The following is a 16,092-nucleotide window of genomic DNA, read 5'->3' on the forward strand; positions in this document are numbered from 1 at the left end:
GAATCTACAAACTTTTATAAAATCAATCAAGATTTAGATGCTTTAAAATTCAATAGTACTGAAAACCTAAAGCATTATGAACTTGTTGGTAAACCTCAGTAAGGAGAGATAAAATGGATAAAATTATAGGAATATTACTATTAGCTTCGGCTGCACTATCTGCATACTTATCTTTCTTTGACTCTGCAAGAGTTTATGTAGGTTAATGAAAAAGTTTAACTTTATTAAAGTAGCAGTAATCTCACTGCTACTTTTCTTATCTTCAAACCTTTATGCAAGCAAATTCGTTTTAAGTGATGATGGTTTAGTTGACCAAAGAGCTATTGTAAAAATAGAAGAAATTGGTAACGAAGCATTTTCTAAATTAGGTGTAAATATATACGTATATGCAAAAAGTACTTTAGGACTTAATCCAGATATCTCAACAAAAGATAAAATTAAATATATCAAAGATCATGAGACTGAAATTACACAAGCATTACACAAGCCTTATGTTTTACTTACAATGGCAGTGGAAGATACTCACGTAAATTTAATTGTATCTTCAAGTTTAAAAGAGACTGTAGATAAAAATGAAATCTTAAATAGTTATGTTGTACCATTATTAGCTTCAAAAGATAAAAACTCTACATTTGCAAAAGCAAGTGCAGCTATTTTAAATGGTTACGCAGCTATTGCAGATACAATCGCAGAATCAAAAAATATTAAACTTGAAAGTAGTATTGGAAGTTCAGGTAAAGTTGCTGGAACAGTATGGAAAGTCTTTATGTACTCATTAATTGTAGTAGGACTTTTACTTTATGTTTATGCAGTTCTTAGAAGAAAAAAATAGGATAACTAAATTTATGAAAAAAAGAAATCTTTGGCCTTTTTTATTTATAGGTATTTTCTCATTCACTTTTTCAATGATTGTTTGGACTATTTACTCAGCAGTAAATACTCCCGTTCATGAAGATGAGACATTTTTAAAATCATATCAAGATTTAGATGAGCATTATAATGATGTAGTTAATTCAAATAGAGTATTTTCATCAAAGTATAATTTTCAAATTGTATTTAATGAAAATAAAGAGTTTGGACTAGTAATTGATGATATGTTTAAAGGGCAAAGAGTTATTGAAAAAACTTCAGCTCATAAAAAAACTTTTGTTAAAGGTAAAAATAAAGTTGCTGTAAAAGTTACTGATAAAGCAGGAAATATTGTGAATGATTTAGATATCAACTTTAGAATATCTAGACCAACAAATCACAAATATACAATGGATTTTAAAACAGAAGATTTTAAAATTGAAAATGGTGAATATGTTACTTATTTAGATTTACCATTAAAGGGTAACTGGAATGTTACTGGAAACTTTAAAGCCTCAAATGATGTGGGATACATATATATAAAGTCTGATGCTACAGAGCAATAAACTATTAGTATTTCCAACTTCTAGATCAATAAGAGAGTATTTAGATAAAGATAATTTATCTAATACTCTTCTACCTACAATTACTACAATAGATGAGTTTTTTAAAAAATCACTTTTTTTTGAAAATAAAAAAATAATAGATGAAGAACAAAGATTTTTATATCTTAATGAAGCTGTTAAAAATGTAAATCTTTCAGCTCTAGGTATTTCATCTAGTTTTAATGCTTTTTTAAAACAAAGTGATTATATATATAGATTCTTTTTAGAAATATCAAGTGAGAATGTTAGTATAGAATCTATAATAACAGCTGATACATACTCTTATTATGAAGAGCATTTAGAAATACTTATTCAAATTTATAAAAACTATTTGAATATTTTAGAAAAGAATAATGCAATAGATAGAATAAATATGCATTTGCATTTTAAGCTAAATAAAGACTATATAAATAGATATAAAAGTGTTAAGATACATTTTGAAGGATACTTCACACAATTTGAGTTTGAGATTGTAAAAGAGGTATCTAAACTGTTAGATTTAGAAATAGAGTTTGTTTATAATGAATATAATAAGAAGTCTATTCAGAAATTTGTAGATTATGGGTTTGAATTAGAAGAAGGTAGAAAGTATATTATAAATTTAAGTTCAAAAACTGTAGTTGAAGAGTATATTTTAGAAGAGTACCTTGATAGTATAGAGATAAAAGGCTTTTCTTCAAGAATAAATCAAATAGCCTTTATAAGAGCTTCTATTGTAAACTTTATTAATAAGGGTCTAAATCCATCAAAAATAGCTCTTGTTTTACCTGATGAAGGCTTAGCTAGACTTTTAAGACTTTTTGATAATGAAGGCTATTTTAACTACGCTATGGGAATAGATATTAGTAATTCAAAACTATATAAAGCTCTTGATGCAATTAATACTTCACTTTTTGATGATGAAATAAAAGTTTTTAAAAATATAGAGTATTTAAATATTGATGAAAACTTTTATAAAGAGGTTTTTTTTAATGCTTCTAAATCATATTTAACAAAAGAGAAGTTTTTAAAAATATGTGAATATCTAAAAAGTATTGAAGATGAAAATGAATTACTTGAAAAGTTTGATGAAGTATGTTTTAGATATGAAAAACTTGTTTTCTCTCAAGAAGAACCAATAATTTTAAAAGATGCTATGAAAATTTTCTTTCAGAAAGTTTCTTCAATTACTTTAGATGATGTTAGTTCTGGAAAAATCACAGTAATGGGATTATTAGAAAGCAGACTTATTAATTTTGAAGCAGTTATTATTTGTGATTTCAATGAGTCTTTAATTCCTAAAAGAAGTTTAAAAGATAAGTTTTTATCAACTGCTTTAAAACAAAAAGTTAATCTTCCAACTTCAAGTGATAGAGAAGACTTACAGAAGTATTATTATAAAAGATTGATATCAAACTCTAATAATGTTGCTATTTCATATGTAAAAAATGATTCTGACCAAATATCAAGATTTGCAAATAAACTATTTGACATAAAAATAGATGAAAAGCTTTATGACAATGAATATAAGCATATTCTTTATTCTCAAAATAGTTTAAAACATTTTGATGAAGATATAGTTCTTGATATAGATTTATCAAAGTTAGTTTGGAGTGCAAGCTCTTTAAAAGAGTTCTTAGAGTGTAAAAGAAAATACTATTTAAATCATATACTTAGAATAAAAGAGCATGATATATCTATAAAGCCAAAAGGCTATGAATTAGGTAATATCATACATAATACTTTAGAAGAGTATTATAAGCAAGATATGAGAGCTTATGAAGTATTACTTGAAATATTTAATAAAAATAGAAGTGAAAATCCATTTTTAAATCTTGACCTAGAGATTTGGAAGAAAAAGTTAAAAGAGTTTGTATCTTTAGAAGAAAAAAGATTTGAGCAGGAATATAAAGTTTTAGAGTTAGAAAAATCTTTTTTTTGTGAATTTGAGGGAGTGAAACTTCAAGGGAAGATTGATAGAATTGATATTTTAAATGATGAATATTTTGTATTAGACTATAAGACATCATCAAATTTAAAAGTTAGTACAAAAAGAACTTATGAAAAAGCAGTTGATTTTCAGTTAGAGTTTTATTTTTTAGGTGTTGAAAGTTTATATAATAGTAATAGTATTAATACTTTTTATTATGATTTACATAAAATGAAACTTCTTGAAGAAGTGGTATTAAATGAGAAGTTAGAATTGCTAAAAAATATTTTTGCAGAGTTTAAAACAATTAGTGTAAGCTTTGAGAAGTGTGATAATAATCAAATTTGTCAATATTGTATTTATAAGACAATTTGTAATAAAGAGTAATTTTTATACAGCCAAATAGTATATTATTTGTAGAGAGTGGATAAAATATAAGTCTCTTAAGTTTACAAATTTGACATAAAAAAAGGCTTTGAGTAAAATCAAAGCCTTTTTTGTTTTGTACTATATTTTCTAAAGGATTAGAAAGAGTATTGTACGTGAAGTCTTCCCATAGAACCATCTTCATCTGAGTTATCAACATCTAACTCACCAAGTCTTACATAAGTAGCAAGATTTTTAGACATTTGATATTTAGCTTGTACATAGATTTCATTAGTATCATCACCAGTTGTAGAATTTTTATAGTCTGCTTCAGAGTAGAATAAACCTACATTAACTTTATCAGTTACATCTGCAGTTGCATGCACATATAAGTACTCAGTATCAGCAGAACCATCAGCAGTTACTCTCCAGTGATAATCCATATTTGTTTGAGCACCAGAATCAATATAAACATTTCCACCTTCATCGTCTGATTCTCCATAAGCTACAAATGCAGAGAAGATACCTAATTTAGCACCTAATCCTAATTGCCATAATGCATTGTCATTAGACGAATTGTCTAAATCTAATGAAGAGTATCTTGCAAAAGGAGAAAGTTTTACAGAAGAAACATCATAAGATGCAGCTAATCCGATAGTATATGCATCAAAAGTGTCTTGTAAATCAGCATAGAATGCATCAAGAGTAATACCAGCAAAAGATGCAACACCACCTAATACATAGATGTTTTCAGAACCATCAGTAGCTAATGTCGTTGAAGTTTCAGCAGCATCAAAATTAGTTTGGTTGAAATACGCACCAACTAATGTTACAGGACCAGCAGAGTATTGAGCTAAGATACCAGTACCAGTTTGCTCATCACCCATTGCATCTCTTGAAATAGTCCATGGAGTTGCAATACCTTGTTTACCAAGAGTAATTGCAGTATTTGCAATACCTGTATAAGTGAAGTTAACTTCTGTTAAATTTACTGAAGGATTAGCATCTCCATCATTTGAAGTTCCTAAAATAGCAGCATCAGTTTCTGAACCAATGATAAATCTAGTGTTTGCAGTAACATCATCATTTACTTTAGATTTTAAGTTTACAGCAATTTTATAGTTATTTGTTGCACTGTCACTTCTATCTGATGCAAGAGCAGCATTATTTTCAGATTTTTTACCTTGAGCCTGATCTTCATAGTCATTATATCTGTATGCAACTGTACCAGATACATCTACGTTTTTAATAGCTTCTGCTAAAGGTTGTGCAGATGCAGCAGTTCCTGCAATTGCTAATGCAGCTACTAAACTCATTTTTGCGAATTTTTTCATTTTTGTCCCTTTTGTGTGAAATTAGCCTTTATTATATATAAAAGTTATTAAAAAAGTGTTAAAAAGTTGTAAAAATTATATACAGTTAATAATTTGTTAACTTTTTTGAGATATTAATACATCTTCAATAATTTTTGTTATGTCTCCATCAAGAATTGCATCTACATTTGAATAGCCTATATTACTTCTTGTATCTTTTACTTGTTGATATGGTTGCAATACATATGATCTAATTTGATGTCCCCATCCAATTTCACTCTTTTCTATACCATTTTTTTCTGCTTGTTGTTTTTCTAGTTCAAGTTCATAAAGTCTTGACTTAAGCATTTTCATAGCACTTGCTTTATTTTTGTGCTGAGATCTATCATTTTGACATTGAACTACTATGCCTGATTCTATATGAGTTATTCTAATGGCACTTTCTGTTTTATTAACATGTTGCCCACCAGCTCCACTTGCTCTATATGTATCAATTCTTATATCTTTATCTTCAATTTCAATATCAATATTATCATCAATCTCTGGACTTACCATAACAGAAGCAAATGAGGTGTGTCTTTTAGCATTAGAGTCAAAAGGAGAAATTCTAACTAGTCTATGAATACCATTTTCAGCTTTTAAATAACCATAGGCATTTTCACCTTTAATTATAAATGAAACATCTTTTATACCAGCCTCTTCTCCATCTTGATAATCAAGAAGTTCTATTTTAAAGTTTTGTCTCTCTGCCCATCTTAAATACATCCTGTAAAGCATACTTGCCCAATCTTGTGACTCAGTACCACCTGCACCAGGGTGAATAGAAACAATTGCATTTGAAGAGTCATCAGGTGAGCTTAACATTACAGCTATTTCTGTTGACTTTACTAACTCTTCAAGCTCTTTTGCTTCTTCAAAAAGAAGTTCAAAAGTGTCTTCATCATTCTCTTCATTTGCTAATTCAAATAGTTCATTACTTCCATTTAAAGCATCATTTGCTTTATTAAACTTACTTAAGTTACTAAGGATTCTATTCTTTTCAATACCTATCTTTGTTGCTTGTTCTACATCAGACCAAAAATTTTGGTCTGCTTCAAGTTTTTCAATTTCTTTAATTCTTTCATTTAACTCTTCTGGTTTTAGAATATTTTTAATATTTTCTAATTTAGTATTAAGAAGTTTTAGTAGTTCAGAGTATTCATAATTATCCATGTAATTATTTATTTTCCTCTGTAGAATTTGTTTTCTTTTCTTTTAAACTTTGTAGATAAACATATACATTTTTAATGTCTTTATCATTCATCAGTGTAGCATATGGTTTCATAACAAAAGCCATTCCTCTATCATAATCACCATTGTTGTAACCTCTAATTGAAAGAGTAAAGTCTTGAAGATTCAAGTCATTGATTGGTCTTGATACACCTCTGGCTTTAAGCTCACCATTTTTACCATGACATGAGATACATTTGTTATTATAAAGTTTTTCACCTGATTTACTTTTTCTAATATAAGCTTGCTTTTTCTTTGTAGCTATTTCTTCTTTTTTTCTCTCTTCAAGTCTATTTAAAATTTTCTCTTCTAAAGCTTTTTCATCAATTGATGATAAGTTAGTTTCCTCTTTTTTGAATATATAAATATAGTTTGCACCATTTTTAGTTTTATCAATATTTATATCTGCAACAGACCAACCCTCTTTTTTCATGTCTTGAACTGATTTTTGGTTTTGACACTCTCCCCCACTTAAAGCAGTAGTTTCGATAGTAGTCATTGATTTATGATTTTCTTTAAAACACATTGTTGTTTGAGCTGTTGCAATAGTTGCAGTTAAAATAGAAGTTAATGCAATGCTAGATAGAAGTTTCATTTATATCCTTTTGTTAAATTGAGGATATTATAGCAAAGATAAGTTAAATAATAATTTTAAGGTAAAAAAAAAGCTAGAGAGAAATCTCTCTAGCTTTAGGAAAAAGTAAATTAAACTTTCTTATTAGAAAGAGTATTGTACTTGTAATCTTCCGATTGTACCATCTAAGTCGTTACCATTAGAAGTTCTTCCATCTTCGATTTCTTGCTCACCAAATCTGATGTATCCACCGAAGTTTTTAGACATTTGATAATCTGCTTGTAAGTAAAGCTCTGTAGATTTTTGATCTTTACCTGTAGTAGTTGCATCTTTATCTTGATCTAGTTGGTGATAGTTAACAGAAAGTTTTAATGAATCTAATACTTGTGCACCAGCTTTCACTTGTAAATACTCAGCATCAGCAACACCGTTTAATTGAACAGTCCATCCTTGCATACCTGTTTTAGCATCATTGTCTAGTGCTACTAAACCACCTTCAGAATCAGTCCATCCGTAGTTAACGTTTGCTGAGAAGATACCCATTTTAGCACCTAACATAATTTTAGTTAAAGAGTTATCTTCTTTAGATAATGCCTTGCTGAACTCTTTATCAAAATCTAATTGAGTGTGTCTTGCACCTACAGATAATTGAACAGCATCTAAATCAAATTTAGCAGCAGCACCTAATGTATATGTATCAAAAGTGTCTTGCATATCTAAATACCAAGCGTCTAATGCAACAGGTCCAATGTTAGCCATTGCTCCTACAGTAATAACATTATTTGCTCCATCTAATTGAGAAATATCAGTTTTTGAATCATAAAGTTTAACTGTTGCTGCACCTAAAGCTTTACTTCCTGAAATTGAAGCATCAGTTGATTTATTTAAGTTTGTTTGATTGAAATATGCACCTGCTAATGTAACAGGTCCTACATTAGTTAATGCTAAGATACCTGTACCAGTTTGCTCATTACCATCAGAATCAACAGCTACAGTCCATGGAGTAGTTAAACCTTGCTTACCTACGTTAACTGTAGTGTTTGCAATACCAGTGTATGAGAAATAAACATTAGATAATGTAACATTAACTTGTCCATCAGACTCATTTGTGTTATCTAATCCTATAAATCCAGCATTAGTATCTGAACCAATAATAAATCTAGTTACAGCTGTAACATCGTCATTTACTTTTGATTTTGCAGTTAAACCGATTTTGTAGTTGTTCTTTGATACATCTTTTTGATTATCATCGAAAGATCTGTCATCATATCTATATACAACTGTACCAGATACGTCTACGTTTTTAATAGCTTCTGCTAAAGGTTGTGCAGATGCAGCAGTTCCAGCTACAGCTAATGCAGCTACTAAACTCATTTTTGCGAATTTTTTCATTTTGTCTCCTAAGTTTACAAATAATTGCAGTTAACCGGATGCGCGAACAATCTACAAGTAGACCTTTCCGGATGACCGTTGCACAAATTCTACTGCACAAAAAATAAAAGTTTTCTTAAATTGGTCTTTTATTGACCTTTTGGTGGTAAATTTAAGCGTATATTCAAATACATATAAAAATTATATTTTTTTTGAAAAATATTTCTTATACATCTTGTAAAATTGTATTTAATTTTCTAGTGAGACAATGCAGTTTTTTAAAATATCTGGTTTTGAGATTTTTATTTTTAAATTTTTTATAGGATATTTCTTTTTTAGTTGCTTTTCTATCGTAGATATAGCATCTTCTAGTAGTTCAAACTTTTTTTCTTTCATAGTTTTTTCTACTTTTGCTGCAACCTTTGAGTAATCAATAAAGCTATCTTTATCTAAAAAGTCATATTCAAAAAAGATATCAATAACAACTCTTTGTTTTTTAATTCTTTCAAAATCAAGTATCCCAATTATACATTTAAATGTTAGCTTTTCTATTGATATTTTCATGGTGTAACCGTTTTGTAACCTTAAGTGAATTTAAGCAAATGAAAGAAAAAAAGTAGATTATACTACTTTTTTTTCTTCTCCCTTAATTAGTCTTATTATATTTGGGATATGTTTATAGTAGATAATAAATGCAATTAAATACATAGGTGCATTACTTCCAACTTCTAATCCATTATTTAAAAATAGTGCTGCAATAACAACAGCTGTAAGACCTAATAATGAAGATAAAGATGATACTTTTAAAACTTTTGCACAAAAAATCCAAATAGCTGCACCAATAAGTGTAGGTATTGGAATAAGTACTAAAAATACACCAAGTCCTGTTGCAACACCTTTCCCACCTTCTAATCCTAAGAAAATAGAATAACAGTGACCTAAGATTGCTAATACAGCAATAGCCCAAAGTGTAGAAGCACTTGCATCAAACATCATTGCAATTAAAAGAACAATAGTTCCTTTTAACGCATCTAAAATAACAGTTGCAACACTTAGCTTTTTTGCTAAAGAAGGATTTGTTTCTTTTACTACTCTTAATACATTTGTTGCACCAATTGAACGACTTCCATGTTCTTTGATATTTACATCTGCAAAAACTTTAGCAAGAAGAAGTCCAAAAGGAATAGAACCAGCTAAATAAGCAACAATATAAAATAGAATATTAAAATTAAATAGAAAATCCATTTAAAACCTTGAAATTAAATTTTGAAGCTGAATTATACCTAAAGTTTGTTTAATCATTTTTGCTTTAATAAGTTATAACAAAAATTTTGATATATTCCCATTAAATTATTTAGTGATACAAAGAAAAAAATAAAAGGCAAAAGTTGAACTTAAAAATGGATTTAAAAGAAGAAATCTTAAAACTAAAAGAAGAGTTAGATGTAACTTTAGTTGCGCACTTTTATCAAAGAGATGAAGTTTTTGAATTAGCTGATATTACAGGGGACTCTTTAGAACTAGCAAGAAAAGCAAAACAAACTGACTCAAAATATGTAGTATTTTGTGGTGTAGGTTTTATGGGAGAGAGTGTAAAAGTTCTTAGTCCTGAAAAAACAGTATTAATGCCAAAGATTGCCTGTTGTGCAATGGCAAGAATGATTGATGAAGGTTATTATGAGCAAAACCTAAAGCAAATCAATGAAGCTGGAATACCAAATGAAGATATTCTACCAATCACTTATATCAATTCAAGTGCAGCCGTAAAAGCAAAAGTTGGTGAAATGGGAGGTATGGTTTGTACTTCTTCAAATGCTTATAAAATTATTGAAAAAGGTTTAGAGTCTGGAAAGAAAATTTTCTTTGTACCAGATAGATGTCTTGGACAAAACTTTGCAAAACAGATGAATCTAAAATCAGCAGTTGTTGGTGATGGAAGTGATTTAAAAGAAGCAGATATTATTTGTTATAACGGTTTTTGCTCTGTACATCAGTTATTTACTGTTGATGATGTAGAGTTTTATAGAGAAAAGTATGAAGATATTTTAGTTGCAGTTCACCCTGAGTGTGACCCAAGTGTTTGTGATGCAGCTGATTTTGTAGGTTCAACTTCTCAATTGATTCAATATATAAAAGATTTACCTCTTGAACAAAAAGTTGTTGTAGGAACTGAGTTTAATATGGTTAATAGATTAAGAGAAAAAAATACTTATATTTTAAGTTCTACAAAACCAGAGTGTCCAACAATGAATGAAACAACATTAGAAGATGTTTATAAAACACTGAAATCTATAAAAGACAATAATATTAGTGAAGAGACACTAATTAAAGTAAATGATGAAACAATTAAATGGGCAAGAGTTGCTTTAGAGAGGATGCTTGAAGTATGATAAATATTAAGAAGTTTGTTAAAAATGCCATTATAGAAGATAATGGAAGAGGGGACTTATTCTTTGATGTAGCTCCTAAGGGTAAGTTTACTGCAAAAGCAATTGCAAAAGATGATGGAATTTTAGCAGGTGAGCTTTATGCAAAAGCATTAGCAAAAACTGAAAAGTTTGATTGTAAGTTTTTAAAGCATGATGGTGATGTTCTAAAAAAAGGTGATGTAATAGCAAAACTTGAAGGAAAGGCTTCAATTCTTTTATCAAGTGAGCGAACTTTTTTAAATATGCTTCAACATGCATCTGGAATTGCAACTATGGCAAATAAATTTGCAAGTAAGATTGAGGATTTAGAAGTAGCTTTATTAGATACTAGAAAAACAAGACCACAGCTTAGAGATTTTGAAAAGTATGCAAGTAGAATTGGTGGAGCTATAAACCATAGACTTGGACTTGATGATTGTCTTATGATTAAAGATACTCACATGAAAACAATTCCAAATCTTGAAGAGTTTATTAAAAAAGCAAGAAAAAGAATCTCTTGGGTTACAAAAATTGAGATTGAGTGTGAAACTTTTGAGCAAGTAAAAACTGCAATGGAAGCAGGGGCTGATATTATTATGTGTGATAATATGGAGCCTGAGCAAATAAAAGAAGTAGTTAAGTTTAGAGATGAAGAACATCCTCATGTTTTATTAGAAGCAAGTGGAAATATTAATCTTGATACTGTTAGGGATTATGCTTTAACAGGTGTTGATGCTTTAAGTTCAGGAAGTATTATTCACCAAGCAACTTGGCTTGATTTCTCAATGAAATTTGACTAATTTACTATTGGTTAACAGTTCTAGAGTATAGTGGAAAACATGAAAAAAGACTTTATCCTTAGCAATAAAATCAATATGACAGATTATGCAAAAGCATTGGAACTTATTGAAAAGAGTAGATATATATTAATAGTTACTCACGTAAATCCAGACCCAGATTCAATTGGTTCAGCTTTAGCGCTGTCAAACTTTTTACAGGAAAATAGAATTAAACATAAAGTATATAATGTTAGTTCTGATCTTCCTCAAAATTTAGATTTTATTCCAAGGTTTGAAAAAATTACAGACCAGCTTCCAAAGTTTTATGATTTGGTTATCTCTTGTGATTGTGGAACATATGCAAGACTTGGTTTTGATGTTCCCAAAGATATTCCAATTATAAATTTTGATCATCATCAATCAAATAATAACTTTGGAAAAATAAATATTGTTGACCCAATGAAAAGTTCAACAGCAGAGATTGTTTATGATTTTTTCAAGCATAATGGTCTTTATATTACAAAAGCAAGTGCAACAGCACTTTATGTAGGTATTTATGATGACTCATTATCTTTTTCTTTAGGAAGATGTGATGAGTTAACCTTTGATAAGGTAAATCATCTTGTTAAATTTGGGGCAAGTCCTTCTGAAATAGCGAATAAACTTCTTAGACGTGATTCTTTAGCAAAATATAGAATTATTCCAAAGGTTTTAGAAAGTTTAGAACTTTATAAAGAAGGAAGTGTTGCTTCTATTTATGCAAAGACAAAGTGGTTTAAAGAAACGGGAGCTCATAATAGAGATTGTGAAGATGCTCTTGATATGATTATGAGTATGCATATTGTAAAAGTTGCATTCTTTGTAAGAGAAGTAAATGGCGTAGCAAGAATCTCTTTAAGATCAAAAGGGAAAATTGATGTGTCAGAAGTTGCAGGAAAGTTTGGCGGTGGCGGCCATTTCAATGCAGCAGGTTGTAGTTTAGATACAACAGATATAGAAAAAGCCAGAAAAAAAGTTTTAAAGGAAGTTTTTGAGACGACAAAAAAATAGTTTTGGTAAAATTGTTATCTTTTTAGTTTTAGCAGTAGTTGCAGCAGGAGCTGTATTTGTATTTTTATCTCCACAGTTTGAGAAACAAGCTCCAGAGATTACAACAGAGAGTAATCTATTTTGGAATGGAAAAGATAAGTTAACAATCTCTTTATCTGACGAGAGTGGAATCAAAGAGTATAGTGCTTATTATGTTGGAAATAATGGACCAGTAGTAATAAATAGTCAAAAGATATCTTCAAAACAAACAAATGTTACGTTTAATTTAGGAGATATTAGATTAAATCCAAACGCTAAAAGTATAAAGATAATTGTAGAAGCAACAGATAGAAGTAATTGGAATTTATTTCAAGGGAATACTGTTTCAAAAGAGTTTATCTTAGATGTTGATAGAAAAAGACCAGTTGCAAATGTAATTACAAACTCATACAATATAAGACAAGGTGGAAGTGCTGCTGTTGTTGTTGAAGTAAAAGATGAAAACTTAAGTGATAAATATATCACTTTTAACAATGAATATAGATTTGAGTTAATCCCATATAAAAAAGAGAACTTTTATGTAGCAATTATTGCTTGGCCTGTTTGGGAAGAAGAGTTTTCAAGGGTAAATCTTGTAGCAGTTGATAAAGCAAATAATAAAACTATTTCAAAAGTTCCTTTATATATCAAAGATTTAAAAATCAAAAATGACAAAATAAAAATTAGTAAAAACTTTATAGAAAGAAAATCAATTCCAGTATTACAAAGAAGTGATTTTGAAGTACCAACAAATGATATTGATATTTTTGTTAAACAAAATAGGGACTTAAGAGTTTCAAATGTTGCAACTATAAGAAAAGCAAGTTTAGAAAACATGTCAAAGGAAATGGTTTCAAAATTTGATTTAAAACCATTTAGAAGACTTAGTGGCTCTAAAACTTTTGCAGGTTTCGCTGAGAGAAGACACTATTATTATGAAGGTGACAAGATTGATGAAGCTTGGCACTTAGGTATGGATTGGGCAAGTATAAAACATGCTGCAATTAATGTATCAAATGATGGTAGAGTTATATTTAATGACTATTTAGGAATCTATGGAAATACTTTAGTTATTGACCATGGGTTTGGAGTACAGTCTTTATATGCTCACACAAGTAAATCTTTTGTGCAAGATACTGAAAATGTAAGAGCAGGAGATAAGATTGCAACAACAGGAAGTACTGGTGCTGTATTTGGAGACCACTTACACTTTGGTGTTTTAGTTCAAGGAATTGAAGTAAATCCTTTAGAGTGGATGGATAGAAACTGGATAAAAACTAGAATCTCAAATATCCTTCACGAAGCAGACTATGCAATTAAAAGTAGTGACAAATGAAACAACGAACAATAGCAAATAGTGTAGAGATAGTTGGAATAGGACTTCATAAGGGAGTTCCTGTAAAAATGAAACTAGAGCCTTTAGATTCTGATATGGGAATAGTTTTCTATAGAGAAGATGAAGGTGTTACAATTCCTCTTAAAATAGAAAATGTAGTAGACACAAAAATGGCAACAGTTATTGGCAAAGATGGAATTGTTATTTCTACTATTGAACATCTTTTATCTGCTGTATATGCTTATGGTATTGATAATCTAAGAGTTATTATTGATAACGATGAGGTTCCAGTTCTTGATGGAAGTTCATCTGGTTATTGTATGCTTATTGAAGAAGCAGGAATCAAAGAGTTATCATCTTCAAAAAAAGCAATTAAGATAAAAAAAGATGTAGAAGTTACAACAGAAGATGGTAAAAGAGTTGCTTTAAAACCATCTAATCATATTATCTATGATTTCTCAATTGATTTTGATCATCCAGTTATTGGAGAGCAAGATTTTAGATTTGATTATTCAATTGAAGAGTATAAAGAGAATATCAGTAGGGCAAGAACATTTGGGTTCTTACATGAAGTTCAATACCTAAGAAGTCAAGGTTTAGCTCAAGGTGGAAGTTTAGAAAATGCAATTGTGCTTGATCAATCAAAAGTTCTTAATCCTGAAGGCTTAAGATATAGCGATGAGTTTGTAAGACATAAAATCTTGGATGCAATTGGAGATATGGCTCTACTTGGGTATACGCTAGTAGGGGAATATGATGCCCATGCAGGAAGTCATTATTTAAATCATCTACTTACTAAAAAAGTGTATGAGAGTGAAGAAAACTACGAAATACTTGATTTAGAAGAAGCAAATGAAGAAGCACAAGTATTTGAAATGGCATACTCTAAGGTTCAAGCTTGACAGAAGTTTTAGTTATTAGCATCTCAAATCCTCTTTTATTAGGAATTTATAAAAACAAAGAGTTAATAAAAGAGCTAGAAATAGAAGGTATGACTTCTGATGTTTTACCTGTAACTTTTGAAAAAATAATCAGTGAGTATGAAATAAACAGAATAAGCTATGTTAATACACCTGGTTCTTATATGGCTATAAAAGTTGCATATGTATTTTTAAAAACATTAGCAATTACAAAGAATATAGAACTGATGGCTTGTAGTGGCTTTGAGTTTAATGATAATAGTCCCATAAAAGCATTGGGTAAAAAATACTTCATAAATTCAGATGAAGGTATTAAAGTAGACTTTTTAGATAAAGATACTAAAATTGCAGACTTTAAATTGCCAAAGCAACTAAAACAAATAGATTTTAGTGAAGAGACTTTGCCAATATATAATTTACCTGCCGTATAAAAGGAAATAGATTGAGAATTAGTGTTCCAGCAACAAGTGCTAATTTAGGACCAGGGTTTGATACTCTAGGATTAGCAATTTCGTTACACAACCAAGTAACAATTAGACCTTCAAAATTTCACAGTGTGTCATTAAGAGGGGAAGGGTCAAATAACCCTGTATTAAAAGATAACAATATGTTTATTGCTATCTTTAATGATTTTTATCACAACTTATCTAGAAAAAAAAGACATTTTAGATTTGAATTTACAAATGAAGTTCCATTATCAAGAGGTTTAGGAAGTTCATCAGCTGTAATTGTTTCAGCAATTGCAAGTGCTTATGCTATAGAGGGTATTAAACTTGATAAACAGAAACTTTTAAACCTTGCATTGGCATATGAAAACCATCCAGATAATATTACACCAGCTGTAATGGGTGGATTTAATGTTGCAACAGTTCAAGATAATGAAGTTAAGTTCATAAGAAAAACTTTACCAAAATCTTTAAAAGCTATTGTTGTAATTCCAAATAGACCAATTTCAACACAACTTGCAAGAAAAGCATTACCTTTTAAATATTCTAAAGAAGATACTATTTTTAATATCTCTCATTCATCTTTATTAACAGCTGCTTTTATGACTGAAAATTGGGATATGCTAAGAACTGCATCACTAGATAAAGTTCATCAAAAGTATAGAATGAAGCAGATGCCAGAACTATTTGATGTACAAAAAACTGCACTTAAACATGGTGCATTAATGAGTACTTTATCAGGTTCAGGTTCAACACTTTTCTCAATGTGTCTAAGAGAAGATTGTCAAAGAATTGAGTCAGAACTTAAAAAAAGGTTCCCTCATTTTAAAGTTCTTTCAAGGAATTTTGACAATGATGGTGTTAGAGTAGAAGACTAAA

At 29.4% G+C, this 16,092-nt stretch carries 16 protein-coding genes; 10 read left to right on the forward strand and 6 right to left on the reverse strand.

What is annotated here, in order from left to right; all coding sequences use genetic code 11:
• The first annotated feature begins 205 nt into the window (after window positions 1-205).
• Genes CRV03_RS11245 through CRV03_RS11255 form a run of 3 tightly spaced genes read left to right on the forward strand, consistent with a single transcriptional unit; the run spans window position 206 to window position 3,750 of the window.
• Window positions 206-832: a hypothetical protein gene (locus tag CRV03_RS11245; RefSeq protein ID WP_129085242.1), complete on the forward strand. Its 627-nt coding sequence runs from the start codon at window positions 206-208 to the stop codon at window positions 830-832.
• Window positions 833-845: 13 nt separating this feature from the next.
• Entirely contained in the window at window positions 846-1,415 is a 570-nt protein-coding gene (locus CRV03_RS11250) for a FixH family protein (RefSeq protein ID WP_164968657.1), read from the forward strand.
• Window positions 1,399-3,750 carry a PD-(D/E)XK nuclease family protein gene (locus tag CRV03_RS11255; RefSeq protein WP_129085244.1) on the forward strand — a complete coding sequence of 784 codons (2,352 nt, stop codon included), beginning with the start codon at window positions 1,399-1,401 and terminating at the stop codon, window positions 3,748-3,750. Before CRV03_RS11250 ends, CRV03_RS11255 begins: the two co-directional genes overlap by 17 nt.
• Window positions 3,751-3,887: 137 nt before the next feature.
• Here the strand turns inward: CRV03_RS11255 and CRV03_RS11260 are convergent, their stop codons facing one another.
• From CRV03_RS11260 to plsY, 6 genes are all read right to left on the reverse strand, one after another.
• Window positions 3,888-5,063 carry a porin gene (locus tag CRV03_RS11260; protein ID WP_129085245.1) on the reverse strand — a complete coding sequence of 392 codons (1,176 nt, stop codon included), beginning with the start codon at window positions 5,061-5,063 and terminating at the stop codon, window positions 3,888-3,890.
• Window positions 5,064-5,159: 96 nt separating this feature from the next.
• Window positions 5,160-6,254 (reverse strand): peptide chain release factor 2, encoded by a 1,095-nt coding sequence (prfB, locus tag CRV03_RS11265; protein ID WP_129085246.1) that lies wholly within the window; start codon window positions 6,252-6,254, stop codon window positions 5,160-5,162.
• Window positions 6,255-6,258: 4 nt separating this feature from the next.
• Entirely contained in the window at window positions 6,259-6,906 is a 648-nt protein-coding gene (locus CRV03_RS11270; RefSeq protein WP_129085247.1) for a cytochrome c, read from the reverse strand.
• 123 nt (window positions 6,907-7,029) lie between these two features.
• On the reverse strand, window positions 7,030-8,277 hold the full coding sequence (locus CRV03_RS11275; RefSeq protein ID WP_129085248.1) for a major outer membrane protein: 1,248 nt from the start codon (window positions 8,275-8,277) through the stop codon (window positions 7,030-7,032).
• Window positions 8,278-8,505: 228 nt separating this feature from the next.
• Complete coding sequence (locus CRV03_RS11280; protein ID WP_129085249.1) at window positions 8,506-8,820, reverse strand: dihydroneopterin aldolase; 315 nt, start codon at window positions 8,818-8,820, stop codon at window positions 8,506-8,508.
• A gap of 57 nt (window positions 8,821-8,877) precedes the next feature.
• Window positions 8,878-9,501, reverse strand: coding sequence for a glycerol-3-phosphate 1-O-acyltransferase PlsY (gene plsY / locus CRV03_RS11285; protein ID WP_129085250.1), 624 nt, complete (start codon window positions 9,499-9,501; stop codon window positions 8,878-8,880).
• 155 nt (window positions 9,502-9,656) lie between these two features.
• On the opposite strand from plsY, the gene nadA reads away from it, so the two are divergent.
• Genes nadA through thrB form a run of 7 tightly spaced genes read left to right on the forward strand, consistent with a single transcriptional unit; the run spans window position 9,657 to window position 16,091 of the window.
• Window positions 9,657-10,646 carry a quinolinate synthase NadA gene (gene nadA / locus CRV03_RS11290; protein WP_129085350.1) on the forward strand — a complete coding sequence of 330 codons (990 nt, stop codon included), beginning with the start codon at window positions 9,657-9,659 and terminating at the stop codon, window positions 10,644-10,646.
• Window positions 10,643-11,464, forward strand: a complete 822-nt coding sequence (nadC, locus tag CRV03_RS11295; RefSeq protein WP_129085251.1) for a carboxylating nicotinate-nucleotide diphosphorylase — start codon at window positions 10,643-10,645, stop codon at window positions 11,462-11,464. The genes nadA and nadC overlap by 4 nt, the downstream gene beginning before the upstream one ends.
• Before the next feature lie 39 nt (window positions 11,465-11,503).
• On the forward strand, window positions 11,504-12,493 hold the full coding sequence (locus tag CRV03_RS11300) for a bifunctional oligoribonuclease/PAP phosphatase NrnA (RefSeq protein WP_129085252.1): 990 nt from the start codon (window positions 11,504-11,506) through the stop codon (window positions 12,491-12,493).
• Window positions 12,474-13,847 carry a M23 family metallopeptidase gene (locus CRV03_RS11305; protein ID WP_129085253.1) on the forward strand — a complete coding sequence of 458 codons (1,374 nt, stop codon included), beginning with the start codon at window positions 12,474-12,476 and terminating at the stop codon, window positions 13,845-13,847. Before CRV03_RS11300 ends, CRV03_RS11305 begins: the two co-directional genes overlap by 20 nt.
• A complete protein-coding gene (gene lpxC, locus CRV03_RS11310) occupies window positions 13,844-14,749 on the forward strand; it encodes a UDP-3-O-acyl-N-acetylglucosamine deacetylase (protein ID WP_129085254.1) in 906 nt (301 codons plus the stop codon). Before CRV03_RS11305 ends, lpxC begins: the two co-directional genes overlap by 4 nt.
• Window positions 14,746-15,198, forward strand: a complete 453-nt coding sequence (locus tag CRV03_RS11315) for a hypothetical protein (protein WP_129085255.1) — start codon at window positions 14,746-14,748, stop codon at window positions 15,196-15,198. Before lpxC ends, CRV03_RS11315 begins: the two co-directional genes overlap by 4 nt.
• Window positions 15,199-15,209: 11 nt before the next feature.
• On the forward strand, window positions 15,210-16,091 hold the full coding sequence (thrB, locus tag CRV03_RS11320) for a homoserine kinase (protein ID WP_129085256.1): 882 nt from the start codon (window positions 15,210-15,212) through the stop codon (window positions 16,089-16,091).
• Window position 16,092: the final 1 nt, after the last annotated feature.

The sequence above is a fragment of the Arcobacter sp. F155 genome, assembly GCF_004116455.1.
In the GTDB taxonomy this organism is placed as follows: Bacteria; Campylobacterota; Campylobacteria; order Campylobacterales; family Arcobacteraceae; genus Halarcobacter.

What these genes read in the sequence shown, in the direction of transcription:
- CRV03_RS11245 (WP_129085242.1), top strand. Translation starts at nt 206, where the DNA reads ATGAAAAAGTTTAACTTTATTAAAGTAGCAGTAATCTCACTGCTACTT.
- CRV03_RS11250 (WP_164968657.1), top strand. Translation starts at nt 846, where the DNA reads ATGAAAAAAAGAAATCTTTGGCCTTTTTTATTTATAGGTATTTTCTCA.
- CRV03_RS11255 (WP_129085244.1), top strand. Translation starts at nt 1,399, where the DNA reads ATGCTACAGAGCAATAAACTATTAGTATTTCCAACTTCTAGATCAATA.
- CRV03_RS11260 (WP_129085245.1), bottom strand. Translation starts at nt 5,063, where the DNA reads ATGAAAAAATTCGCAAAAATGAGTTTAGTAGCTGCATTAGCAATTGCA.
- prfB (WP_129085246.1), bottom strand. Translation starts at nt 6,254, where the DNA reads ATGGATAATTATGAATACTCTGAACTACTAAAACTTCTTAATACTAAA.
- CRV03_RS11270 (WP_129085247.1), bottom strand. Translation starts at nt 6,906, where the DNA reads ATGAAACTTCTATCTAGCATTGCATTAACTTCTATTTTAACTGCAACT.
- CRV03_RS11275 (WP_129085248.1), bottom strand. Translation starts at nt 8,277, where the DNA reads ATGAAAAAATTCGCAAAAATGAGTTTAGTAGCTGCATTAGCTGTAGCT.
- CRV03_RS11280 (WP_129085249.1), bottom strand. Translation starts at nt 8,820, where the DNA reads ATGAAAATATCAATAGAAAAGCTAACATTTAAATGTATAATTGGGATA.
- plsY (WP_129085250.1), bottom strand. Translation starts at nt 9,501, where the DNA reads ATGGATTTTCTATTTAATTTTAATATTCTATTTTATATTGTTGCTTAT.
- nadA (WP_129085350.1), top strand. Translation starts at nt 9,657, where the DNA reads ATGGATTTAAAAGAAGAAATCTTAAAACTAAAAGAAGAGTTAGATGTA.
- nadC (WP_129085251.1), top strand. Translation starts at nt 10,643, where the DNA reads ATGATAAATATTAAGAAGTTTGTTAAAAATGCCATTATAGAAGATAAT.
- CRV03_RS11300 (WP_129085252.1), top strand. Translation starts at nt 11,504, where the DNA reads ATGAAAAAAGACTTTATCCTTAGCAATAAAATCAATATGACAGATTAT.
- lpxC (WP_129085254.1), top strand. Translation starts at nt 13,844, where the DNA reads ATGAAACAACGAACAATAGCAAATAGTGTAGAGATAGTTGGAATAGGA.